The sequence below is a fragment of the Sporosarcina sp. SAFN-015 genome (genome assembly GCF_051966875.1).
GTDB lineage: Bacteria > Bacillota > Bacilli > Bacillales_A > Planococcaceae > Sporosarcina.
Genome location: NZ_JBQCKP010000004.1, coordinates 408651 through 434606, shown reverse-complemented (window position 1 = coordinate 434606; position 25956 = coordinate 408651). Strand labels below are relative to the sequence as shown.

General features: G+C 43.6%; 18 protein-coding genes and 1 pseudogene. 12 read left to right on the top strand and 7 right to left on the bottom strand.

The annotated features are described in order from the left end of the window. The first annotated feature begins 432 nt into the window (after nt 1-432). A pseudogene (locus tag ACTHPA_RS10145) lies at nt 433-1397 on the top strand (NAD-dependent epimerase/dehydratase family protein). A 162-nt stretch (nt 1398-1559) separates the two neighbouring features. Here the strand turns inward: ACTHPA_RS10145 and ACTHPA_RS10140 are convergent. Further along, complete coding sequence (locus ACTHPA_RS10140) at nt 1560-2981, bottom strand: DUF6612 family protein (protein ID WP_440500087.1); 1422 nt, start codon at nt 2979-2981, stop codon at nt 1560-1562. Nucleotides 2982-3249: 268 nt separating this feature from the next. On the opposite strand from ACTHPA_RS10140, the gene ACTHPA_RS10135 reads away from it, so the two are divergent. Next, nucleotides 3250-6006 (top strand): M14 family metallopeptidase, encoded by a 2757-nt coding sequence (locus ACTHPA_RS10135; protein WP_440500086.1) that lies wholly within the window; start codon nt 3250-3252, stop codon nt 6004-6006. Between the two features lie 38 nt (nt 6007-6044). Here the strand turns inward: ACTHPA_RS10135 and ACTHPA_RS10130 are convergent, their stop codons facing one another. Beyond that, nucleotides 6045-7664, bottom strand: coding sequence for a glutathione ABC transporter substrate-binding protein (locus tag ACTHPA_RS10130; protein ID WP_440500085.1), 1620 nt, complete (start codon nt 7662-7664; stop codon nt 6045-6047). Between the two features lie 348 nt (nt 7665-8012). Here ACTHPA_RS10130 and nikC point away from each other — a divergent pair, with 348 nt between their 5' ends. The 4 genes from nikC to ACTHPA_RS10110 are packed head-to-tail and all read left to right on the top strand — an operon-like array spanning nt 8013 to nt 11918. Then, nucleotides 8013-8906, top strand: coding sequence for a nickel transporter permease (gene nikC / locus ACTHPA_RS10125; protein ID WP_440500084.1), 894 nt, complete (start codon nt 8013-8015; stop codon nt 8904-8906). A 16-nt stretch (nt 8907-8922) separates the two neighbouring features. Next, nucleotides 8923-9864, top strand: coding sequence for an ABC transporter permease (locus ACTHPA_RS10120; RefSeq protein WP_440500083.1), 942 nt, complete (start codon nt 8923-8925; stop codon nt 9862-9864). A 25-nt stretch (nt 9865-9889) separates the two neighbouring features. Next, on the top strand, nt 9890-10942 hold the full coding sequence (locus ACTHPA_RS10115; RefSeq protein WP_440500082.1) for an ABC transporter ATP-binding protein: 1053 nt from the start codon (nt 9890-9892) through the stop codon (nt 10940-10942). Further along, nucleotides 10887-11918, top strand: a complete 1032-nt coding sequence (locus ACTHPA_RS10110; RefSeq protein WP_440500081.1) for an ABC transporter ATP-binding protein — start codon at nt 10887-10889, stop codon at nt 11916-11918. Before ACTHPA_RS10115 ends, ACTHPA_RS10110 begins: the two co-directional genes overlap by 56 nt. A gap of 121 nt (nt 11919-12039) precedes the next feature. Here the strand turns inward: ACTHPA_RS10110 and ACTHPA_RS10105 are convergent, their stop codons facing one another. After that, nucleotides 12040-13806 carry a methyl-accepting chemotaxis protein gene (locus ACTHPA_RS10105; protein WP_440500080.1) on the bottom strand — a complete coding sequence of 589 codons (1767 nt, stop codon included), beginning with the start codon at nt 13804-13806 and terminating at the stop codon, nt 12040-12042. A gap of 181 nt (nt 13807-13987) precedes the next feature. Here ACTHPA_RS10105 and ACTHPA_RS10100 point away from each other — a divergent pair, with 181 nt between their 5' ends. After that, entirely contained in the window at nt 13988-14695 is a 708-nt protein-coding gene (locus tag ACTHPA_RS10100; RefSeq protein WP_440500078.1) for a DUF459 domain-containing protein, read from the top strand. A 45-nt stretch (nt 14696-14740) separates the two neighbouring features. Here the strand turns inward: ACTHPA_RS10100 and ACTHPA_RS10095 are convergent, their stop codons facing one another. Further along, complete coding sequence (locus ACTHPA_RS10095; RefSeq protein WP_440500076.1) at nt 14741-15796, bottom strand: acyltransferase family protein; 1056 nt, start codon at nt 15794-15796, stop codon at nt 14741-14743. A 291-nt stretch (nt 15797-16087) separates the two neighbouring features. Beyond that, complete coding sequence (locus tag ACTHPA_RS10090) at nt 16088-18037, bottom strand: methyl-accepting chemotaxis protein (RefSeq protein ID WP_440500075.1); 1950 nt, start codon at nt 18035-18037, stop codon at nt 16088-16090. A gap of 257 nt (nt 18038-18294) precedes the next feature. On the opposite strand from ACTHPA_RS10090, the gene ACTHPA_RS10085 reads away from it, so the two are divergent. Both ACTHPA_RS10085 and ACTHPA_RS10080 read left to right on the top strand, forming a co-directional pair. Beyond that, nucleotides 18295-19704, top strand: coding sequence for an alanine/glycine:cation symporter family protein (locus tag ACTHPA_RS10085; protein ID WP_440500074.1), 1410 nt, complete (start codon nt 18295-18297; stop codon nt 19702-19704). Between the two features lie 12 nt (nt 19705-19716). After that, nucleotides 19717-20781, top strand: a complete 1065-nt coding sequence (locus tag ACTHPA_RS10080) for an alanine/ornithine racemase family PLP-dependent enzyme (protein ID WP_440500073.1) — start codon at nt 19717-19719, stop codon at nt 20779-20781. A 175-nt stretch (nt 20782-20956) separates the two neighbouring features. Here ACTHPA_RS10080 and ACTHPA_RS10075 read toward each other — a convergent pair whose 3' ends face one another. Both ACTHPA_RS10075 and ACTHPA_RS10070 read right to left on the bottom strand, forming a co-directional pair. After that, nucleotides 20957-22126 (bottom strand): hypothetical protein, encoded by a 1170-nt coding sequence (locus ACTHPA_RS10075; protein ID WP_440500072.1) that lies wholly within the window; start codon nt 22124-22126, stop codon nt 20957-20959. Nucleotides 22127-22207: 81 nt separating this feature from the next. Then, nucleotides 22208-22927: a hypothetical protein gene (locus tag ACTHPA_RS10070; RefSeq protein WP_440500070.1), complete on the bottom strand. Its 720-nt coding sequence runs from the start codon at nt 22925-22927 to the stop codon at nt 22208-22210. Between the two features lie 403 nt (nt 22928-23330). Between ACTHPA_RS10070 and ACTHPA_RS10065 the strand changes: the two genes are divergently transcribed. The 3 genes from ACTHPA_RS10065 to ACTHPA_RS10055 all read left to right on the top strand — a co-directional run bounded on the left by ACTHPA_RS10065 (nt 23331) and on the right by ACTHPA_RS10055 (nt 25858). Beyond that, nucleotides 23331-24614, top strand: coding sequence for a helix-turn-helix domain-containing protein (locus ACTHPA_RS10065; RefSeq protein ID WP_440500068.1), 1284 nt, complete (start codon nt 23331-23333; stop codon nt 24612-24614). After that, complete coding sequence (locus tag ACTHPA_RS10060; RefSeq protein ID WP_440500066.1) at nt 24614-24748, top strand: hypothetical protein; 135 nt, start codon at nt 24614-24616, stop codon at nt 24746-24748. Before ACTHPA_RS10065 ends, ACTHPA_RS10060 begins: the two co-directional genes overlap by 1 nt. A gap of 291 nt (nt 24749-25039) precedes the next feature. After that, on the top strand, nt 25040-25858 hold the full coding sequence (locus ACTHPA_RS10055) for a hypothetical protein (RefSeq protein WP_440500065.1): 819 nt from the start codon (nt 25040-25042) through the stop codon (nt 25856-25858). Nucleotides 25859-25956 lie beyond the last annotated feature (98 nt).

The window sequence follows — 25956 nt, the reverse complement described above, 5'->3', positions numbered from 1 at the left end:
TTTTTGTGTTTATTCAAGCAATAGTATTCATTAAAGTGGACCATTTTCCAGATATTCCTTGACCTGCAACGCTAATGACCGGTGCCTGTGCAGTAAACAGTTCAGTCAATTTCATGAAATAAGTCAGGAAGCCATCCAAACTAACAATTGGTTGGCTTCCTTTTAATATTCATATATATAATGTTGAACTGTAATGTTACTCGTACAGGCACCGAAAAAGTACAACGTCGATATTCCTACTCAATTATCTCATATTTGCTCAATTTGAGGCTATTGTAAGTTTTTTAGTAACTTGAGTATTTTCCGCTATTTTGCTAAGCAACTAGCAAAATAGTACTGCACAAAGTCCTAATTCAATTCACCTGTTCATATACTATCCATATGTAGTTTTGGATTAGTTGGGAAAATTATTAGATTGTAGAAGGTGACTGGATGAAAGTGTTGATTACAGGTGGCTATGGGTTTATCGGGTCACATGTGGCTGACCGGTTTTATAAAGAGGGTTATGAGGTTTACATTATTGATGATTTTTCTGCTGGGAGACGGGAGAGGGTAGCTTGCAAGCATAAAGGCTTTACTCTATCTGTTGAAGATTCGGCTTGTGAAGAGGTGTTCCGTTCATTTACCTTTGATATTGTTGTTCATTTGGCGGCGCAGGCGAACGTCCAAACGTCTGTTGTAACCCTTAAGAAGGATGCGCAAAGCAATGTGCTTGGTCTGGTGAATATGCTGTCCATAGCGGAAAGATACAAGGTTGGCAAATTTCTATTTGCTTCGACTACGGCAATTTATGGATCTCAAGGCATACACCATTAATGGAAGATGATAAAGCGAGTCCGGCATCACCATATGGGATGAGCAAGTGGCTCGGCGAAGCGTATTGTATGATGTGGAAAGAGCTATATGGATTAGAAACGGTTAGCTTCCTTTTTTCCAATGTATATGGGCCACGGCAAGGAAGTGATGGGGAAGCGGGGGGTGTAGCTAAGTTCAATTCATGTTTGCGATCGGGCCGACCGATGGAAGTTTTCGGTGATGGAAAGCAAACGCGGGATTTCATTTACGTGGAAGATGTGGCGGAAGCATTGTTTAAAGCAGCTCAATCAAAATTGACGGGCGTCTACAACATATCAACAAATACGGAAACGAGTATCAATACACTTGCCTGTACCCTCATCTCCTTGCATGGTTCGGGTGAAGTAAAGTACCGACCGAAACGTAATGGGGATATCCGCCGTTCTTCCTTAAACAATGAAAAATTGAAGAAACAACTAAACTGGGCACCTATCCATGATTTGAAAGAAGGTCTTCAAAGGACGTATATGTATTTCAAGAAACAACAAGAAAAGGAAGAAAAGAAACAGGCGATAGAAGTCACTGTTGTACCCGTGCTATAGCATAATTTGATTTGGCCTGTGCCGTATACAATTCAAATTATGCAATTCAATTGCATATTGAAAAAACAGGAAGCCAACCGTACCAAACTTCGGTTGGCTTCCTGTTGCATTTAAATGCCTACTGTTGAATTGTCATAAGTGTGCCTTGCACAGGCACCCTTATTATTCTGCTTCGATTTCACTAAAATCAAGCTCTACGGCTTTTTCGATGACTTCGGCTGGTACTTTGATTGCCTTTACGTCATTGAATTTGCTGAATACGCCGTCAATCAGTTGCTTGATAGTGATTGTTTCGCCGTCCATCGACATTGTGATGATTGTTGTACCAGAAGTCGATTGAGGGAACAATGTCGCTTTATCGACTACTGTTACGACATAATATTTGTCGATATTGATGTTGAGCATGTCGAGGATTGACCCCATGTCCACTTCAACATCTTCAAGGTTTTCTTCAACCGCTTCTTCATCAGCTACAACATCTTCAGTTTCTTCTTCAGTAGTAGCTCCTTCTTCAGCAGCTTCTTCCTCGGTAGCAGTATCTTCTTCAGCAACAGCGTCTTCTTCAACTGCTTCTTCAGTAGCAGGCTCTTCTTCAGTCACTGCTTCTTCCTCAGTTACCTCTTCCACGACAGTGCCTTCAGTGACGACAGAGTCAACACCTTCTGGAAGTAATCCTGAGAATAAAGCCATTGCGTCATTCATCATTGTTTTGAATTCTTCATTCGTCATCGTTTGTGTGATGATATAGACATCGTCGTATTCAAATACGTGGATGCCTTTCATGAATGCTTTCACCAGTTGCAATTGCGCAACAGGATCTACTTGAGTCGTGGAAGCTTCTAACATAACGTCAGATAGTTCTGCAGGAAGCTTTGTCCATTCCTCACCATCGGATTGGAAGAAACCATCTTCTGTAAAGTAAGCTTCAGTTGTAACTTCTTCTGCTTCTTCACCCATGTCCATTGTCATTTTCGACGTCATATGCAATGCGACTGGTTCTGTTGTCATGCTCATCGCCATATCCATTAGCATATTCATCGAAAACTCTTCTGAACCTGTCGCTTCCATCGATTGGTCCAGAGTCAAGTTAGCTTCATAGCTTTGCAAGTCCGCACCCATTAACTTCTCAAGGAATGCATCGACATCTTGTACACGGTTCGTTGTCACGTTCACTGTTTGCTCATCTTCAGAAACAGTTACGTCAAAACCTTCCAATGAATCTAGGAAATCAGTTGAAATATAATTTCCATAGTTTCGTAACGTAAGCGGGAATACTTCATCCGTTGCTTTGCCATTCACACTGATTTGCTGATCTGCGATGTCAAAGTCAAGCGTTACGTATGAATTCGTCACGTTTAACTTACCAGGTGCTTCCTTTGTGACGTTAAAGCCCGCTTCTTGGAATAAATCATCCACCGGAATCAATACTTTGCCTTGGGACATGAATGGCTGCTCATAGCCTTCCACTTCCACTCCATCGACAACAAGCTTCAAAGTACCTTCTTGAGCTGATGCCGTCATGCTTGGCCAAGCGAATGAAAGAACTAATACAAACGCCAAGGCCCATGTTGCTAGTTTTCTCAACAACATAACCCCCTACAATATTTTTGCCCTAATAAAAAGATGGACATATTACTTATACGCAAACAATTGGTAATAGTTTCAGGTTTTTTTGGATTATTTTTCTGCTACTGCTATCTAATTAGTAATCTCTGCCTAAACCATTTAGCTTATTTTTTAAAAATACTTCAGACATCGAAGTAAATAGCTATCTATATATCTATCAATTTGATATAGTCGGATTATTGTAGGCTATTAGTCTACAATGAAAATAGGTGAAGGGGATGAGATGTTGAAACGGTTTTTAATTGGATTTTTAGCATTATTCATGGTGCTCGCGACAGCGGTTCCGTTGTCCGCACAAGCGGCCCAGTCCGTAGAGACTGTACAAGTCGCCGATTCGATTGAGCTTGATGTCAGCCGGTCGATATTATCACTGACGGAGATCCGGGATGTGACGATTGAGGCGGATTTTGGGCGGGAGGTCGATTTAGAAAAAATGGAACTCCAATTCGGAGGGAAAGTGCTCGATGAATGGAAACAATGGGATGCGGATTCGAAATCGTATTCCGGGAAACCATTTATCCTTGTGAAAAAAGAGCCGCATTATGTCGATGGAACGACGAAGATTGCGGCAGAGCTGGAATTTGGATTGCCATTCGGTACAGACGATTTGTCGCCGCGCTCCATCCGAGTCATTTATAAGGAATTGCTAGGTGACTATGAACTTTCGTTAGTTGATTCGGAGAATGAAGTGAAAGCAGCAGCAACGGTCAAGTTGAATGTATATGACGAGTTCCTTGAATGGGATGAAATCAAGCCTTCCATTGACCGTATTTTCGAAGAGGCTAATGAATCGAATGATCGATATTTGCATTATGAAAGCCCAGGAAAGAGTGTGGAAGGAAAGGATATGCATCTAGTAGTTCTTGCAAAAGATGAAGATGCAGTAAACAACTATTTGGAAAACACATTGCCGACTGCACTTGAAACGCCTGAGGATTTGTTAGCGAAGCTGAAAGCCGGAACGATGGGTGACTATCAGATTCCGGTCTGGTTCAATAATATCCATCCGGATGAAGTGGAAGGAATTGATTTCCAAACGGAACTATTGAAGAAATTCGCATTGGAATCGGAAGTGACTTTCACGATAACAAATGAAAACGGCATAGATGAAGACGTCGTTTTGAATGTAGACGAAGTACTCGATAATCTTATTTTTATCTTCAATTTTTCGCATAACCCGGACGGACGTATCCATAATACACGGGCGAATGTGAACGGATTTGACTTGAATCGGGATAATGCTTATCAGACGCAAGTTGAGACAATCCAGCTGAATCAAGTAATTGCAAAGTGGACGCCGCTTGCAATGATGGAAGGGCACGGATATGTGAAAGGGTTCCTCATTGAGCCGGCAACACCGCCGCATAATCCGAACTTCGAATATGATTTATTAATAGAAGGAATGATTCCGCAAGCGCATGCAATGGGACAGGCGGGAATCGGCAGCTCTGGATTGACATCGTATTTCCTTGCATCCGAAGGTTATAAGGATGGTTGGGATGATATGGGTCCTTCCTATACACCAATCTTCTCGATGCTGCATGGGACACTCGGCCATACCGTCGAAGTTCCGACACTTGGCCAAGAATCTTATGACGCAATGGTTGGTGCTGGTTTCGGAATGATCAATTATGTGTTCGAAAATAAAGATGAGTTGTATGCGAGACAGCTCGAAATTTTCAATAGGGGCATTAAAGGGGAAGATAATCGCGCAGTCGATCCACTATTGACAAATGCGGCTGGCGAATCGATTGGGCGCATTCGAGGTGAGAATGAAAACTTCTTCCCTGATTACTATGTACTTCCGACTGGCTCATGGAATCAAAAGAATGTGTCAGAAGTATATAATATGGTGGATTATTTAATCCGCAATGGCGTGAAAGTTGAACGGACGACGGAAGACGTGAAAATTGGACCGACAACGTATCCGAAAGGGGCTTATGTCGTACCGATGAAGCAGGCGAAACGCGGTTTGGCAAACGCGATGCTATACGCAGGCGATGACGTTTCCGACTGGGCAGCGATGTATGATCCGGTCGTTGCCAACTTCCCAGCACTTAGAGGGTTTACGGCTGTCGATGTGCGCATGGGAGAGGAAGACGTTCTTGAAGGGCTGACTGAACAAGTGACAGAAGCAGCGGTGCCTGCTAGTGTTGTGGATGAGAGAAAAGCGATGCAAGTGCTGAAAAATGGTAATAACGATACGATCCGCTTGGTGAATGAACTGCTGAAGGACGGCAAACATGTAGGAATCGTTCAAGAAGACAAATTTGGATTCAAAGTGGGCGATTTTGTCGTTAGCACGGAAGACATCGTACCATTTAAGGACGAATATGTATTTGAAGCTGACGTATTGCCTGCTTACCAAGCAATCAAAACGAAATGGATTACTGAGCCGAAAGTGGCGAGCAACGGATCCGGCCAATTAGTCTTCTCTTTGAAGGAATTAGGGTTTAATTTGACGGAAGAGGAACAAGCTGACGTCGTCGTTTCCGATACGAATCTGCCGAAGGAGCTAGCAGGCAAAACATTCATCGGGATTGGCAACAGCGTGTTGAAGGCGGTTTATGAAGCAGGATTGCTTGAAGGGTTTGATTACAAGACAACAAAAGGCGGACATGAAGGGTTGATTAAGGCGACAGTCAATGCAGAACATCCATTGATGGCCGGTTATCGTCAAGATGAACTTTTCTATACGACGAGAGGGTCTTGGATTACTGCTGTTCCTGAAGGGGCGGAAGTACTGGCAAGAGTGAAAGGCACTGATGATTTCTATGTCGCCGGTTGGTGGCCAGGTCACGAAGAGGCTAAGGGACAAACCCTTGCATTCACCCAGCAATTGGATGATACGACAATTACACTTTTTGCGAATGACCTCGCATTCAGGGCACATACGAAACATTATTACCGCATGCTTGCAAATAGCATTTTCGCATCAGCGGAAGAAGCACCAGCACCAAAGCGCGGGGCGGATAAAAATTAATAAAAGGATGCTGCCAACGCAGCATCCTTTTTCATGTCTTATTCTTCAACGAACTGTACATCTTTCAATTGGTAGATGCCGTCAGTACCGATAGAGAAGCCTTTGATTTTATTGCTAACACCTGTTAGGTATTCCGTATGGATCAAGTATGCCATCGGAGCTTCTTCAATTAGCATTTCCTGAACTTTATTGTAGATTTTAATACGCTCATCCGGATCGGATTCGCGGCGGCCTTCTTCAAGTAGTTTGTCGACTTCTGGATTATCATAGAATGAACGGTTTCCTGGGTCACCCTTTTGGGATGAGTGGAATAGTGCATACATTCCGTAGTCAGCGTCTCCAGTCGGGTTAGACCAGCCAAGGATGAACATGTCGTGTTCACCGTTTGCTGTTTTCTCGAGATAAGCTCCGAATTCCATCACTTCGATGCTCACTTCGACATTGACTTTCTTTAATTCATCCTGCAACAGGACTGCGATTTGTTGACGTTGCGGATTGTCATTCGTCCAAATGGAAGATTTGAAGCCGTTTTCATAGCCTGCTTCTTTTAGAAGTTTTTTCGCTTCTTCCACATTGTATTCAATCGGTTTTGCATCTTCGTTATAGCCGAAGATTCCAGGGGCTAGAGGTCCTTTTGCCGGAATCCCAAATCCGTCATATACGCCTTGGCTAATGTCGTCTTTATTGACAAGCATGGAAATTGCTCTACGAACTTTTGGATCATTGAATGGTTCTTTCTCCGTGTTGAAGCCTAAATATGCAAGGCTGGACGATGCTTTTTGGTTGACCTTGGCGAAGCTTCCTTCATTAATGCCTGCCACTTCATTCGGTTGTACTGGATCTGCGATATGGACGTATCCTGTTTCAAGGTCTGCGTTCCGGACCGCACTTTCAGGAACTACTTTGAATATCACAGTGTCCACATGGGCTTTGTCACCCCAGTAATCTTCGTTTTTGGAGAGCTTGATTTCAGCGCCAGGCTCCCAGCTTTCGAATTTGAAGTATCCAGTGCCGACAGGGTTAGTCGCAATGACAGAACCTGCCTTTTCCCCATTTTTCATCGCTTCATAATCCGCTTCAATCGATTTTGGGCTCACCATGCTGCCACCGTTATGTGAAAGGTGTGCAAGCAGTGGAGCGAATGGATATTCCGTTTTAATCTGTACGGTATAGTCGTCTTTTACAATAATGTCAGTGATCATTTCATATAGGAAGTAACGTGGTGATGCGACCTCCGGATCGAGAACTCGCTCCAAGTTCATTTTCACGACTTCTGCATTGAATGGCTCGCCATCATGGAATGTGACGCCTTGGCGGAGAGTAAATTCATAAGTCGTATCATCAATCGCTTCCCATTTTTCCGCGAGACCTTCGACGATTTTATTGTCGTCATCCCTTTTTACAAGTGTTTCATAAATATTCGCTTGTACTACGGAAGACGGTACATCATTGGATCCAGCTGGATCTAATGAAGATGCATCCGATAGAACAGCGAGCACTAAGTCACCGCCTTCAGTTCCTTTCCCTTTGTCTTCGTCAATTTCATTCCCCGATCCATTTTCCGAAGAAGACGAACCACCCCCAGAACATGCAGCAAGAATCATTGAGAAAGCCAAAGCAAGAACAAACAGCCACTTTACATTGCCATTTCTCTTCATGTGTGTTCCCCCCGTTTGTTTTTAACATATTACAATTTTTGAAGATTTATATAAATTGTAATAGTTAGATGCAATATAGCACACAACATGGAAACAGACAATACATTTCAGAATAATTAGCATAATTGAATATTAAAATAAGTTATTAGCATTCATACACTTAACTGAGCATAAGAAAGGAATGGTAAGGCAAAACGGTTATCTAGGAGTCTTTTGATTTTAAAATCATATTATTTAAAATTAAATGAAAACAATGATAAAAAGCATTCCGCAAAACGCCTATTCGTGATATGCTACTGTCAATATACTGATTTTTCATAGAATATGAATGGGGGAAGGTGTTTACACATGGTTCAACATACACCTGCTGCACAAATCGGACAGAAACGGTCGAGTCCAAGAGTTGAGGCTTACAAAGCTTTTTGGCGAAGGCTTCGCAAAAACAAGGCTGCAGTCGTTGGAGGAGTCCTTGTCTTATTTTTCATATTGATAGGGATATTCGGTCCATATCTAACATCAATGGATCCAAATTCGCCACAAATCGCTAATAAGCTGAAGCCGCCATCTGCAGAGCACTGGTTCGGAACCGACAATTATGGGCGGGATATTTTCACTCGGATAATCCATGGGATGGGGATAACGATGAAAGTCGGTTTCTTTTCTGTTGCGCTCGGCGGGGTAGTCGGGGTCTTCCTTGGCATCATTTCCGGCTATTATGGAGGGAAATTGGATACGGTCATCATGCGGATTATGGACATCCTTCTCGCATTCCCGGGTATCCTTCTTGCGCTTGCCATCGTTTCAGTGCTTGGGGGAAGCTTGCAGAATGTCATCATTGCGGTGGGAATCTTCTCTGTTCCTGCATTCGCAAGGATTGTTCGCGGGTCTACATTGACGGTAAGAAAGCTGGAATATATCGACGCGATTAAAGCGCTAGGGGCAAAGGATGGAAGAATCATTTTCAAACATATACTGCCAAACGTCCTGTCGCCGATCATCGTCCAATTGACGCTGCGGATTGCGACAGCTGTTTTGACGGCTAGCGGACTTGCATTCCTCGGGCTTGGAGCAAAGCCGCCGACTCCGGAATGGGGTGCGATGCTGAGTGAGGGAAGGGCTTATATGAGGGAGGCGCCCCATCTTGTTTTATTCCCGGGCGTCATGATCGTTATCGTCGTGTTGGCATTCAATATTTTTGGGGACGGGTTGCGGGATGCGCTTGATCCTAAAATGAAAAAATGATGGAGGAGGCACATGTATGTCTAAATTCATTATAAGGCGCCTGCTCCAGACGATTCCGGTCTTGCTTGGCGTTTCCATACTTGTATTTTCAATGATGTATTTAATTCCGGGAGATCCTGCCCAAATCATTGCGGGGGAGGGGGCGTCGCCGAAGACGGTGGAGCAGATCCGGGAGAAGCTCGGTCTGAATGAACCTGCGCCGGTGCAATATTTCAGTTATATGAAGAATGTCGTTCAAGGCGATCTTGGCAATTCGGTTCGGAGCGGACGTGCTGTTACGGATGAAATTAAGGCGCGTTTTTGGACGACCGTGGAGTTGTCCTTTTATGCGACAATTCTCGCCGTGTTCCTTGGTTTAATTGCAGGTATCATTTCGGCTGTCCGACATTATACGTGGTCGGACATATCCATTATGATTGTCGCCCTTTTCGGGTTGTCCATGCCGAATTTCTGGTTCGGGCTCATGCTCATCCAATGGTTCGCAATCGGTCCGGATTGGATGCCAGACTTTATGAAAATGCGTCCATCGGGTTGGGGAGATGATTGGCGGCAAATGCTGCTGCCTGTCATTACGCTCGGTACAGGAGGAGCGGCGATTATTGCGCGGATGACGCGTTCATCGATGCTCGAAGTGATTGGGCAGGACTATATCCGTACGGCAAGGGCGAAAGGTATGGGGGAGCGCGTTGTTATTTATCGGCATGCGCTGAAAAACGCTTTGATTCCCGTTATTACGGTTGTCGGCCTTGAGTTTGGCGGTTTTCTCGGCGGAGCCGTTTTGACCGAAACGATTTTTGCGATCAATGGAATGGGACGTTTAACAATAGATGCCATTAGGACACGAGATTTCCCGATTGTCCAAGGAACGGTCCTCGTTATTTCATTCCTGTTCGTCTTTGTAAACTTGCTCGTCGATATATCGTACCGCGTATTGAACAAGCGGATCGATTTGAACTGATACATGTTTGAAAGGGGTGGCCGGAATGAAAACGAAATTATTGGAAGTACGGGATCTTCGCACGTCCTTTTATACGGATGACGGGGAAGTGAAGGCGGTTGATGGCGTCAGTTTTACCCTTCCGGAAGGGAAGACGCTTGGAATTGTCGGGGAGTCGGGATCAGGCAAAAGCATTACGGCGCTTTCAATTTTGAAACTTATAGCGGCTAATGGAAAAATAATTGGGGGAGAAGTCAAATTCAAAGGGGAAGATCTTCTCTCATTCTCAGATAAAAAAATGCGGGATATCCGGGGGAATGCAATTTCAATGATCTTCCAAGAACCGATGACGTCTTTAAACCCGGTGTTCACAGTTGGCCAGCAGATTAGTGAATCACTAATGAAACACCAGAATTTGTCGAAGAAAGCGGCGTATGTGAAATCCATCGAATTGTTGCAACTCGTCGGGATTCCCTCACCGGACAAGCGCGTAAAGCAATATCCATACGAATTATCGGGAGGGATGCGTCAGCGTGTCATGATTGCGATGGCGCTTGCATGCAATCCGGAAATTTTGATCGCTGACGAGCCGACGACCGCGCTTGACGTAACGATTCAAGCACAAATATTAAGACTCATCCGTGATTTGCAGAAGCGGCTTGGCATGTCAGTCATGATGATTACGCATGACCTTGGGGTCGTCGCGGAAACCTGTGAGGAGGTAGTCGTCATGTACGCGGGACAGGTCGTGGAATATTCGGACGTCGTGACACTTTTCCAAAAGCCGAAGCACCCGTACACGATCGGTTTAATGAATTCATTGCCGAGGCATGATATGGAGCTTGAAAGGCTGGAGTCGATCAGCGGGAATGTGCCGAATCCGAAAGAGATGCCGATAGGATGCAGGTTTGCGCCGAGATGTCCTGCTGCAACTGATTTGTGCAGAAATGTCATGCCGGAATTGTTGAAGGATGAGGAAGGGAACGATGTGCGCTGCTGGATTTATTCGGAAAAATGGGAAGGCGAATCGGAGGTGATTGTCTATGGCGAAAAAAGAATTGCTCAAAGTCGAGGGGCTGAAACAATACTTTCCGATTAAAGGCGGAATGATGGGGCGCACTGTCAATCATGTCAAAGCGGTCGATGATATCAGTTTTACGATTTATGAGGGGGAGACGGTCAGCATCGTTGGAGAGTCCGGCTGTGGCAAATCGACGACGGGTCGCGCCATTCTTAGACTGGAGGAGCCGACGGAGGGTATCGTTACGTTTAACGGGAAGGAATTGACGTCGTTGTCGAAACGGGAAATGAGGAAGCAACGGAAAGATTTGCAAATCATTTTCCAAGATCCGTATGCGTCCATCAATCCGCGCCAAACAGTGTCGGATGTCCTGGATGAAGCGATGGCAATCCAGAAAGTGTTGCCTTCGAAGGAACGAAGAGCGCGCATTATCGAACTGCTTGAGACGGTCGGGTTGAATGAATATCAAGCGGACCGGTACCCGCACGAATTTTCCGGCGGTCAGCGGCAACGTATCGGTATTGCCCGGGCATTATCGGTCAATCCAAAGCTCATCATATGCGACGAAGCCGTTTCAGCATTGGATGTTTCCATTCAAGCACAAGTGCTGAACTTGTTGAAGGATCTGCAACGGGAGTTCAAATTGACGTATTTATTCATATCGCATGACTTAGGCGTCGTTCGCCATATTTCGGATCGGGTTATCGTTATGTACTTAGGGAAAATTGTAGAAATCGGCGATAAGTATTCGATTTTTGAAAATCCGAAGCATCCTTATACGCAAGCATTGCTTTCCGCCATCCCGGTGCCAGATCCGACACGTGAGAAAAAGCATATCGTCCTGATGGGAGATGTCCCTTCGCCGATCGATCCGCCATCAGGCTGTCGTTTCCATACACGCTGTCCGTTCGCACAGGAAAAATGCAAAGTGGATATACCAGCATTGCGTACGCATGAATCAATGATCAAAGGCCATAAAGCCGCTTGCCATTTCGTTGAGGAAATTGAAAATGGCGAGTTGAAAGTGAAGGGGTTTGAGGAAGCAGTGTTCTAATAAGTTAAAGATGTACCACCTGGCCAAGAGGGAATTCCTTTTGGCCGGTGGTTTGTTTAAGTAGCTAGCTGTATTCAGTTAAAACACCGCCTATCAAGTACTGACAGGCGGTGTTGTATATTTATTCTGTTTGTTCATCTTCATTCTGAACTTCAACTTCTGGCAATTCGTCTTCATTCTGAACTTCATCAACTGGAGCATCTTCTGCCACTTGGAATTTACTGATTTCCATCTTTAATTCATTCGCCAAGCCGTTCAACGTATCTGTTGTCGCCACCATTTCTTCCATTGAAGCGAGCTGCTCTTCCATGGAAGCGGCGATATTTTGCGTATGGCCGGATGTGGATTCGAGCGACTGGACAGTGTCGTGTGTTGAAGCAAGAATCTCTTCGGAACCTGCGGAGATTTCTTGAACTGTCGCTGAAACGGACTGAACGTTTGCCGAGATGTTCTCGATTTTTGCTAAAATGCTACCGAATGTTTCTCCTGCATTGTTGACGATAACCGTTTCACGTTCAACGTCAGAATACACTTGTGCCATCGCCTCGACCGATTGGCGGGAGCCGTTTTGCATTTCGGTAATGAGGCCACGGATCTGGTTCGCCGAAGCGGCAGATTGCTCGGCTAAGTTTCGGACTTCGCTCGCTACAACGCTGAACCCTTTCCCTGCATCACCTGCACGAGCCGCTTCAATGGCTGCATTCAATGCGAGAAGGTTGATTTGATCGGAAATATCGGTGATCATGCTGATGATCTTCTCAATTTCAGCTGAGCGGATATACATGTTTTCTGTAATTTTCATTGAAGCTTGCACTGATTGATTGATCGTCTGGATGCCTTCAATCGAGTCGTTAATCAATTGGCTTCCTTGCTCAGCTGCTTTCGAAACTTCGGACGTCTCTTCCGCAACTTTTGAAGAAGAATCTGCAATGTCCTGGATGCCTGCTGTAATCTGCTCTAGTGCTGTCAGATTTTGATTGGCCGCAACCGATAGCGATTCGCTAGCTGACGAAACTTCTTGCGTCGCAACTGTTGATTGATTGACAACTTCACTCATCTGCTCAGCGCTATAAGCTAATTCGCTAGACGAAGTGACGACATTGTCCGCTGCTGTATTCACATGCTTAATCATGCTGCTAAGTTCATTTTTCATATGATCGAAACTATAAGCAAGCCGGCCGATTTCGTCTTTGCTCTTCATTTGAATCGTTTGTGTCAAGTCGCCTCGCGCAATAACTTCAGTGAAACGAACCAAGTCCTGAAGCGGTTTCGTGATCTGTCGTGAGATAAGTGAAGGGATTGCTACTCCTAGGATGCTTCCGAGCACGATGAGAGCAATACTTACGATGATGATCGTGCGCTCCAAATTACTGATCGACGAAGCGTCCTGGCTCACTACAATGACCGAATCTGTTTCCGGAATCGGATAATAAAGTGATTTATGCACGCCGTCTTCATCTTTATAGACCCCGCTGAACAATGCCTCGCCTTTTTCAAGTGCTAGATTGTGGTCCTGATTGAATGACCGTGGAACTAGATAATCGGTCGACTCTGAAAACGCAAGAAGCGTATCTTCACCGTCCACCTTGCTATGTATCGAAATGTTTTCCACACCGTCTTTTTTCTTCACACCATTGATAATATGGAGAAGCTGATTATGCGCATTTTTATCTTGCAATGCGCGATTGACAAGCCGTCCTGTCACTTTCTCCTTCACATCATCCATCGCCGAACTCAATGATTTCTCAAACTGCGGCATGACATTTACTTCAACGATCCGCATTGATGTGTAATAAAACACAAAACCAAATAGCGCTGTTAGAAGATAAATAGGAATCAAAGTCCCTAGAATAATTTTCTTCCGAACGCTTCCTTTTTGTCTAAACAAAGAAGTCCCTCCCTAACTGAATCCAAAGTAATGAAAACAAAAAGAATATTACCACCTCATTATACCTATTAAAGTATGAAAATACTATCAAATAAAAATTTACACCCAAACAATTCCTGTTATTTTTCGCGCGGAATGGGGTATAGCAAGCTTTATTGGTGGAAGAACAGGAGTGTCTGGATTGGAAAAAGGAACTATTTTACTTATTGTGTCTTTGCTTTTACATGTTTTAATAATTGGAACAGGAAGTTATGTTGTTCATAAAATTGGCGGAATCGAATTTGTGAAAACAAAAATGCAAACAACGCCTTCCCCCAAAAGGGATTCTGCATATTATTTTACGAAGAAAAGTGTCTTTGAGCAGTCAACCGCGAGTGATGTGGATAAAGTGTTCATCGGCGACAGCATTACCGATTACGGAGAATTTCAGGAGTACTTCCGTGACGATGTAGTCTTGAATCGAGGAATCCGGAATGATGTGGCAAAAGGTGTGTTGGATCGTATCCAAGAAGTGGTGGACAGGAATCCAAAAGAGGCCTATTTGATGATCGGGGTCAATGATATCCGCTATAAAACAGATGCCAAGAATTACGAAAGCCGTGTCAATGCAATCGTTAATTCTTTTGAAGGGAAGGGAACTCGGCTTTATATTCAATCAATCCTTCCTGTGAATTACGGGCTTTTTGGGAATGAAGTATCGAATGAAAAGATAAATCAATTTAATGCTATATTGCAGCGGATTGCAGAAGAAAACGGAATTGAGTTCATCGATCTACATTCGAGTTTTACAGATAAGAACGGACAGTTGGATAAGAAGTACACAGTTGACGGTCTTCATTTGAATGGAAAGGGATATGAAGTTTGGGTCGAAAAACTTCGTTCTAAATAAATATAACGTGAAAAAAGCTGAACCTTTGTGGAGGTTCAGCTTTTTTTATGTTGGAATTGGTTCCGACTTTTTCTTCGGTTTAAATCCGCCTAACAGAAGTTGGCCGTGCGGCAGTAGTTTATTAATTAAAATAGAAACGATAATCGGGATGAATAACCCGATCGCTGTGAAGCCGATGATGCCATACGTGAAATAATCGTTCAAAATGATATCTGCGAAAATATGCAAATACATAATGGAAAGCGAGTGATGCTCGATTTTTTGTAGCCAGTTAAGTGATATTCGTGCTGTGATGAACTGGAATGCACCTACTAACAGGACTGTAAATGAAAGAGGAATCACCAAATCCAATACAAAATGGTCATACCGTAAAAATTTCATGCTCAGTCGGTAGTCGATGACGTGGAAGCTATCAAGCAGTATGGCGGTCACACTGACGACAATTGCTGCAACCATCCACTTTTTCGAAATGTTCATCCAAAAATCATTCAAATAATATCCGATGGCGAAATAGACGATTGCCATGAGGGCGACGTCAATGTTCCAAATCATCGGTATCGATTGTGCTGCTTCGGACGGTTTCCCTCCGATGACATGCATAGCAATTATACTCTCGAAATGAGCGATGATATAGAAAACACCAAGGATGATGAACTGCTTCGTCCGATTGAAATATTTCGTGAGAAGTAAGAAAAATATATAAGTGAAAAACAATGTCGTCACAAACCAAAAGACCCCGTACGCACCGCGAATGAATCGTCCTCCGATGGCAAGCGTCCATAAGTCATTGAGATACCACGACAAGTCCCGATTTCCTGAACCGATTTCCATCCCATAACGAATCAGCGTAATACTGACGAGGAAAAACAGATACGGGACGATCAATTGCATAAAACGTTTGTGGATTGTCGGTTTCATATCCTTTTTTTCGAAAACCGGCTTAAAAAACAAACCGCTTAATATAAAAAATGCTGGCATATGGAACCAATAAATATATTTCGCGAGTGGAAAATCGAGTTCTCCCGGGTAATGTCCGATGACAACGAGAATCATCAAAAACCCTTTCGTGACATCCACCCACGTTAATCGTGTCTTCTTCATAACTATACACCTCTAACTAAATATGCTGCTATTATATACCCGCTCCTCAAGGTTTCAGCCCTTTGTAACAGCATTGATATAAAAATGTAAAAATGATGGAAAATTACGGTGCCTGTGCAAGATACTATTCTGACTATTAACTACAATTGCATGAAAAAATAGAAGAAGCCAACCATATCAAATGTTTGGTTGGCTTCTACATGCATTTATATAACTATTATTGAATTGTCATAAATGTGTGTTGCACAGGCACCACCTACATAAGCACCACCTACAGAAACCGCAAGCACTTTAGTGCTTAAAGGTTGAGATGAGTTCTTGTAGTTCCTCAGCCATAGTGGAGAGGGTTTTGGCGGATGCGGTGATTTCTTCCATGGAAGCGAGCTGCTCTTCTGTGGAGGCGGCTACTTCTTCGGAGGAAGCGGCATTGCTTTTCGCCATGTTTTCAAGTTCGATGGCTGTGTCATGCACCGCTTGGATAGCGGATTGGACGATTTGTGCCGTTTGGGAAACCTCATCCATTTGTGGTGTGATTTCCTGCGTGCTCGTTAAGATTTGCTGGAACTTTTCAATCGCTTCATTTGAGATGGCCATTCCTTCTTTAACGTCCTCTGTCACTTTTGCCATAATATTGACGGAGCTTTCGGTGTCTTGTTGGATGCCTTGAATGATCGTGAAGATTTCCGTAGCGGACTGCTGCGATTGCTCGGCAAGCTTCCGAACTTCATCTGCGACGACTGCGAATCCTTTTCCGTGTTCACCCGCTCTTGCTGCTTCGATGGCGGCATTCAATGAAAGTAAGTTTGTCTGCTGGGCAATGCCAGTGATGACGGTCAAGATTGTGCCGACTTCTTTTGAACGTTCAGATAAGGAGCTGATCATCCGGTTGGATTCCAATACAGAAGACTGAATGGAGGACATCTGATTCACCGTGTCACTAACCGCTTGTCCGCCGATTTCGGCTTGCGTCATCGTATGGATGGCGAGCTCAGACACTTTTGTTGAACGATCGGCGATGTGTGAAATCCCCTCTGTCACTTCGTTAATGAGCTGCGCATTTTGCTCAACGCTATTCATTTGACTTTCGGCATTGCCAGCCACTTCTTGCACAGCTGAAGCGACATGTTCTGTTGCATACATTGTCTGTTCGGCAATCGCCGTCAATTGTTCGGATGAAGCAGCGACAAATTCCGTATTTTTCTCGATATTTCCGATTAAACGTTTCAAACTATGTTGCATGTCCCGGAATGCTTGCCCCAATTGCCCTATTTCATCTTTTGATCTGACGATGATTTCCTCGGTTAAATCGCCATTGCTTATTGTAATTGCTTTATTTCGCAAATCCTTAATCGGTTTAAGGACGGATCGCATAATGAAATAAACGAGAATGATGCCAACAACTAGCGCAATAATAATGACTACAATCGTCGTCTTCAGAATTGGAGAAGCTGCATCTTTTACTTCCGATTCATAAAGCGTGCCTCCGATTTTCCATCCCGACAGTTCATTTGTCGTGAATGTCATAAATTTTTTGTCGCCTTTAAAGCTATAATCAAAATCTCCACTCGACTGTTTGTACATATTTTGGTAGAAGTCTTCCTCCGCCAACGTTCCTGCTTCACTCGTCGGATGGGAAATGAAATTCATATCACCATCCAACAGCATGGCATAGCCTTCCTCGCCAATTGACACTTGACTAGTTAATTGTTCGATATAATCCAAGGTAATATCGACGCTAATGACAGCGGAATTATCTTTCGTCGTCTTTGAAATTGTGACGACCATTGCGTCTTCGGCAGCATCTTCATACGGTTTTGAAATTTGAACCTCGCCTTTATGTTCCATGGACTGCTTATACCAATCCCGTGTTCGCGGATCATAGGAAGACGTGTCGTTAATAACGGGTTCCTGAATGAAAGTCCCATCCTCTGTACCGACATAAATGCTCAAAATCTCTGGATTCAGTTCTGCGTATTGGGCTAGTTTCCTCCGCAGGTCTTTGCTTTCATTTCCAGCGAACTGTATTTGCTCGCTCAATGATTTAATATCATGAATCTTCGCTGATAAAGTACTTTCGATTGTCGTATTCAACACTTCGATACTATCAGTAGCTTCTCCGATAATTTGGCTTTCCACGGCATTTTTCGCACTTATATAGGATAGTAATCCAATGCTGACCGTGGGAATGATTAAAATTAGCGCAAAAGCTGAAATTAGTTTTGTGCGAATGTTTGTAAACACTTTTTTCTTCCTCTCTGAGAGTCATTCCATCAACTCTTTCTACCTATTTATTTCGGCAAAAATAAATTCAATTTTAATATCAGAAGAAAAGTATTTATTTCCAACTTATTAAATAAAAAGAACTACATATTACAGTATTTAACATTGAAAAATCGCCAATAAAGTTATATTGTAATAAAATACGAAAAGTATAAGCGGCTTTTTGAAATGAAAGCGGATTCAAGAAAAAATTAAAAAAGTAGAGAGGAAGTGTTTTTATGTATGAATTGTATGAGAGATTAATTGACAGTTTTAGTACATGGTTGTATAGCTACATACTTATTATTCTTTTGATAGTTGCTGGACTTTATTTCACCATTCGTACGAAATTTGTCCAATTCCGTCTATTCAAGGAATCCATTAAGCTTGTAGCGGAGCCGAAAGAAGACAAAAATTCGATTTCTGCGTTCGAGGCGTTGATGGTATCGACCGCTTCACGTGTTGGTGTCGGTAATATTGCGGGGGTTTCGACGGCAATCGTGCTCGGCGGGGCCGGTTCCGTTTTTTGGATGTGGGTTATCGCGATCATTGGAGGCGCGTCCGCGTTCATCGAAAGCACGCTCGCACAGATCTATAAAAAGCGTGATAAGGATGGCGGCTCTTTCGGGGGTCCTGCGTATTACATCCAAGCGGCGCTGAAAAGCAGATTTTTAGGAGTCGTATTCGCTGTCGCCCTCATTTTAACGTATATGGGCGGATTCAACATGGTTGCTTCCTTCAACATTGCATCGGCTTTTGAAGGGTATTCATTCTACAATTCATCGACACCGATTATTGTCGGTGCGATTTTAGCGCTTCTGACAGGATTGAGTATTTTCCGGGGTGGAAAAACATTAAGTAAAATTACGAGTATCATCGTTCCGGTCATGGCGATTGCTTATATCGGCGTGGCGCTTATCATGGTAGTTTTGCATTTGAACCTTGTGCCGGGGATGTTCGTTGACATTTTCACACAAGCATTTGACTTCAAATCGGCATTCGGCGGTTTCGCTGGTTCAGTCATCATGTATGGTATTAAACGTGGTCTTTATTCCAATGAGGCGGGTGTCGGTTCTGCACCGAACGCAGCTGCTGCAGCAAGCGTTTCCCATCCTGCGAAGCAAGGTCTCGTCCAAATGCTATCGGTGTTCATCGATACATTATTGATTTGTTCGGCAACGGCATTTATGCTCTTGAGCTCTGGCGTCGTCCCTACTGAAGACATGGCGGGAGTTCCTTACGCACAAGCGGCCCTTTCGTCGACATTCGGAGAATTTGGTGTTTGGTTCATCACGTTTGCATTATTCTGCTTTGCATTCACATCGCTTATCGGAAACTTCTTCTATGCAGAATCGAATCTTAAGTATTTGAATAAAAAAGATGTGGGCAAAACGGGCCTTACACTCTTCAGACTGGCTGCTGTCGTTATCGTCTTTTTCGGCGCACAACTCAATTTCTCGATCGCTTGGAACACTGCCGATGTCTTAATGGGCATTATGGCATTGATTAACATCCCAATCATTCTGATCCTCGGAGGGACGGCATTCAAATGTCTCGACGATTATACGAGACAGAAGAAGGAAGGAAAGAATCCCGAATTCAAGGCGAAGTCGATTGGTCTTAAAGAGAAAACAGATTTTTGGAATTAAGAGGGATCAAATATGTTTCCATTCGTTCGCGTCAATAAAAAACATTTGCTTGAAAATGTCCGCGCTGTCACGGAACTTTGCACAGCAAGGAATATTGCTGTAACCGGGGTTACGAAAGTGTTTGGTGCGGATCCTGAAATTGCGGCTGTATATGTTGAGGGCGGCATTACGAGACTCGGAGATTCACGGGTTGAGAACTTGAAGTTATTGGAAGGGCTGGATGCAGAAAAATGGCTCATCCGCCCGCCGATGATGAGTGAGGTGGAAGATCTCGTCATATACGCGGATGCTTCACTCAATTCGGAGCTTGCGACGATCCAAGCGATCAATGATGCCGCGATTGCAAAAGGAAAGGTCCACAAAGTGATTTTGATGGTGGATCTTGGCGATATCCGCGAAGGATTTACCGATTATGAAGAGCTTATGAATGTTGCGGTGGAAACCGAGGAAATGATAGGCGTCCATTTATATGGAATCGGTGTCAACTTGACATGCTTTTCATTCATCCAATCCGATTCGGAGAAAATGGCGTCGCTTGCGGAGTTGTCCAAAACGATTGGTACAAGGATCGGAAGGGATTTGGAAGTCATCAGCGGGGGGAATTCCGCGACACTGGACTTGATGCTCAAAGGTGGAATTAGCGAAGGTGTCAACAATTTACGCCTCGGCGAATCACTTTTGTTCGGTAAGGAACGCGCCAATTACACGTTTCTGCCGGGAACGTTTAAAGATGTGTTCACTTTGGAATGTGAAATTGTCGAACTGAAAGAGAAGCCATCCGTGCCATGGGGGACAGTCGGAGTCGATTCGTACGGGAATAGTCCGACATTTACAGACAGGGGCATGAGGTTGAAAGCGATTTGCGCTCTTGGAAAACAGGATTTTGACGTCGAAACGTCCACGCCTGTCGATGAAGATATCATTATCCTCGGTGCAAGCTCCGATCATCTCATGCTCGATGTCACCGACAGCAAAACTGCCTACAAAGTCGGCGATGCAGTTGAACTGCAGCTCGGCTACTTCTCTACAATGCGCGCCTTCACCTCCCGCTACGTCAGGAAGGTCTACATGGATTGAGCATGGAATTGAGCAGGTGCCTGTGCAAGACACATTTATGACAATTCTACTTTAGTTATTTTTATACACGAGAGGCCATCCGCAGATTGGTGCGGGTGTCCTCTCGTTTTTTTTATATGCAATTGTAGTGCATAATTTGAATTGTTTGCTGCACAGGCACCGTTTTGATCAGTTTTCACCTTACTATGAAGTCATAAGGGGAAACGTGCTTTTTCTTTTGTTTGACGTAGTCGAACATGTTGTCGAGTCCTTCGACTGGCAATTCATTGATCAAGTCACCTGTTCTTAAGTCATATGTGTCAATTGTGTGCGTTTCGGATGATTCATGATGGCGGAAGAAGTAAAGCTTGCCGTCTTTGAAATACGTTTGCTCGGACATTTTCCTTTGTCCTTGACTTGCCCCAAGCAGGGTGAATGGTATATCGACTTCACCTGTTTTGGAATTGAACGCATGCACTTCTCCGATTCCGTCCACAAAATAAAGGATGCCGTTATGGATGGTGGCGGCGTTCCGAAGGTTATACGGAATGCGGGCGATATAATCTTCGATATCCTTGTAACCGAATAAGGGAAATGTCTTGATTTCCTTTGTTTTTTCGTGGATGCGGTACACATCGCTAGTCAGCTTTTCCGTATCGGCAATTAAAAGATAATAATAGTCGCCTTCTTTAAGGATCGAAGCCAATCCGACCCGTTCGCCAATCGGGCCAAGGGATACGATTTCTTCAAGCTGGACATTTTTTTGAAGGGGCATCTTTTGCAATGAAATGTGGGTTTCGTCACCGATTACCATCAGAAGATTCCCGTTTGCCTTGCCGGACATATGCAAATAATGGGGGATGTGAATTGTTTCGAAGCCGTCCTTATTTCCGAGCCGAATGTTGGATGCATAGCCGCCATCCTCGGTGAAGCCGGAGTTATAGACGCTGTAAAATAGGCCGTCCATATCATTGTAAGCTGTCAACTCACCGGTATGTTCTTTCGAGGGCATTGTGAACGTTTTGGTCCCATTCAAATCGGCCAAGTAGACATGATCGCGGTCCGACAAAAAGAATGTATCCTTTGTTGCAAAAACCGTTCCAAGTTCAAGGCCATTCATTTTCCATAGCTTCGAATTTCCATTCTGATCTACAAAAACCGCAAAGCTGAGGCCATCCCGATTCTTGTCCTGATCCGCAGTTGTAGAGAAATATAGAAGAGCCGCAGTATCCGTCAGCAGATCAGGATCCGAAAGGTCTGTCTCTGATAGGAGCTCTATTGAAGGTAGATGGCTAAAAGCAAAATAGGCAGTCAAGGTAGCGATTACCATCACGATGATACAGGCAATCATCAACTTTTTCTCCAATTCCGAAACCTCCTTAGCTAAGAAAGGAGCTGGCGTCAAACGGACAGCCCCTTCGTAAGAATCAGTTGTGTCTCGGTGTTATTATATTTGGCGAATGAATCTTGTCTGTTTAGCGTCGCGGATATCTCGAGGGTAGACGCCAAAGCCTTTATTTGCGTCCAAATCCAGTCCGCCATACAATAAGTAAGCTGACCAGATAAGTTTGGAGCAGTTTTTCGCACCCATATGTCCCGTGTTGCGGTTGTTCATAAAGTTCAATGAGTACGGCTGTCCAATCTGGGAATACGCCCAGTTTGCCGCATTTCGCTTGACCGTGCTAGTAGTGGAAACAGATTTCACAACAGTCCCTTTTTCTACCATCTTGACGTTGGCTGAAATGCTGCGAACACCGGTAGGAAAAACCGATTCGACAATCGTGTTGCTAGAATAGTATAATCCGACATGACCGTGATTTACGAATGCTGTCGTAGCAGGTGTATAGAAAAAATCACCGCTAGCACTCGGACCGACCACATAGTTTGCAGCCCCGCCGCCTTGAACCTTATCAGTTTGACCGAAATGCTCGATCAACAACTTCGCTATTCCCATGGACAATTGGTTTTGTTTGTCCATTTCCTTATTCATTTGCCCGTTGAACTTCTTCTCGCGCAATGTTGTTGAAAGGACGAGCTCTTCGACGGAAAAAACAGGTTGAATCGTTTCCATTTCATCTTTTTGTTGCTGGACTGCTGAAGCGCGGAGAGGGAACTGAACACCGATAACGAGAATTCCTGCCAATGCAAATGCAATGAATCTTTTCACGTTACTCGCTCCTTTAGGGAAGGCAACTGGCCAGTTTGCCTTCAAAATGTATGTTGTCCAACATACTTAAACTATATCATGGATGATTTAATAGTTAAAATTTTGAGATAATAGTTAACTTGCAAGGAATTATTGTATGGTATTGAATGAAAAGCCGGGAATCTTTTGCGTATATGCAAAGATTAACAAGGCTTGCTAGGTAAATAGGCGGTTATTTTTATGAAATGATAAAAAACTTAATAGAACAAATTGAGGAGTGAATTTTCCCTATAGTGATGGAAGAATCATTTGCCTGTCCACAAAATAAGTACAAAAGAATGAAAATTAGGAATACATAAACTTCTTGTTGTATATAACAAATATGTTACGTACAATGGTGGAAAGGAAGAAAGGGGTGCCCATAATGCACATCGGCAGTCGGATACGGAGGCTGCGAGAAAGCAGAAGTCTTACACAAAAGGACGCAAGCTTCGGAATCATATCCACTTCCCACTATAGCAATATTGAAAGCGGTCGTTTTGAACCATCTAGTGATGTACTCGAATTGCTTGCCGAGCGGCTAGATGTGCCCATTGCCTATTTCCAGCGAGTTCATGAAGATGATGCAGGTCTCCAAAAAATATTGACGGAATATGAGGAGCTGCTATCTTCGGATTTGAAGGGCATTCCGGGTTTTCTAAACAAGCATCGCAGGCAGTTAGCCTATATCTCCTCCATCCATCAGGAAATTCTGTTTCATTTATTGAAATACACCGAATTAGTAAAAGTTGGTCAAATTCTAGAAGCCCAAGCTTATTACTCCTCAGAAATCGCCTATATCCCACAGACATTCTTCGAAAACGCCAGCAGGTTACTTATTGAAAAATATACGTATATATCAGGGTTGTTTTACTATTTTAATAAGGACTACCAGGCAAGTATTTCCCATTTTCAAGACGCTCTCCACTTGACAAGAGTGGAATCCCTTTCTGCGAAAATCAATTACAATATTTCTTTAGCGCTTTATAAGCTATATGATTATGGCACCGCACATGTATACGCGAAGCGTGCGAAGCATCAGTATATACACTTGCATGATTGGGCCAAGTCCGGAGATTGCTATAATCTGATTGCGGCACTCTACCTCGATCAGCATAAAGTGAAAGAAGCGAGACAGTATATTGACAAGGGATTCAGCGTATTGAGGATTCCGATGACAACGACTCATGGATGGCTTTACCATAACTTGGCTTATGTATTGATGGAAGAAAACAATTATGCTCAAGCGTTAAAAACAGTCAATCAATGCATTGAAATGAAAAAACAGTTGAAGTGCACAACTCTTTTCGACTCACAATTGCTGAAATTAAGGATTTTATTCCAACACGGTGATCAATTGGCGTTACGGGAAAGTATGAATAGATTGCAAAGTACGATCGAGAATGATTTAGATCAGGCCAATCTCGATTATTATGAGGGAAAGCTGTACCATGCCTTAGGGGAATATGATCTGTACGAACAAAAAATGAGGAACTGCATCCGCCATCTGCATGCAAATGAAGACTGGAAAAAACTGAAGGATGCAGCCCAGGATATTTCCCTTTACTATGAATCAATTAAAAAATATAAAAATGCATACAAATTCCAGGAGCTTTGCATCGAAGCATACAAGCGGTTAACGATGGAGGTGAAAGGAGGTGTAGAATAGTGAAGAGAAAAGTCATGATGGCCTGCCTCGTACTCGGTTTAGCGGTATTCGCTCCTTTGTTGAATCCGGTAATCGGCAGCGATTACATCACCAATGACCGACCAGAAGTCGGACCGCCACATGGCATGGGGTAAATGAGATAATGATCATTACTTTTACAAGCACGTAAATCAACCCGATGAACGTGCTTTTTTTTGCATGCAAATAGATGGTTGTGCTACGTTTCATAAAACTAATTTCCACACTAAAGCCCTTGTATTCATCTGCAATTCCACCCTCCCACATATGCATTTCTATCGTATTTTTCTAAAAATCAGTCGTAACTAATGGTTTATCGTAATACAGTGACTATAGAAGGCCAATCCCCTGGATTGGCTACCGTAGTCTTGGATGAAGTAATTGACAAATAAACAGGAGGAGAACATTTGACATGTACAAATTGCGGAAATAAGTACGCGAACGGACGGTTTTGTGGGAGTTGTGGCATCAGGTTGACTGAAGAAGCCGACGGTTTTCAAAAACAACTGCCTATTGGAAATGGACAGACAGCTGTGGAGGCCACTGTTGTAAATACGGAGTCAAACGCTCATCTTGAGAATGTGAGTAACTTAACAAAGGAGTATTGGTCCTATTTTCTAGAGCATTTGAAACATCCTTCGCTCAGTCTTACAAAACAGGATGATGAGTTCAAGAATGGCTTTATTTCATTGATACTTTATGCGGTCATCTTTGGCCTCTCGTTTTACACGGTGCTGAAAGGCGCGGCGCTCGAATCGGTAGATGGTTTAGCCTTCATAGACACTGCGGATGGCGGACCATCATTTTCTTCAGTTTTCCTGAACGTCGCGGGATTCATGACAGTTTGCATCGCAATTGTGGCGATCGGACTTTTCATTATTGGAAAGAACTTCGGACCGTCTTATCTATTCAAACAAACTGTCGTATTGTATGGCGCTCATTCATTACCGGCAATCGTCATCGGTGTCGTAGCCCTATTTTTTTTGCTAATAAAATCTTATTGGTACGGCAGTTTCCTGCTGATCGTAAGTGTCGCCTATGTCCTTATATTGTCGCCCGGATATGTTATGAGTGTCCTGTTATCCAAAAAACCAAAAGGAATCGACCCGCTTCACGGTTACGCGGCCTATACAGTCCTAGTCATCATCCTATTCGGCATCCTTTTCAAACTCCTCGCCGACTCCACGGTTATATCATACTTATCCAGTTTAAGAATATTCCTTTAAAATGCAAGAATTGTTTCGGTGCCTGTGTAAGACACATTTATGACAATTCACAGAAATTAATATTCATGCATAAAGAAGTGACGAGATTATTGTTTTTA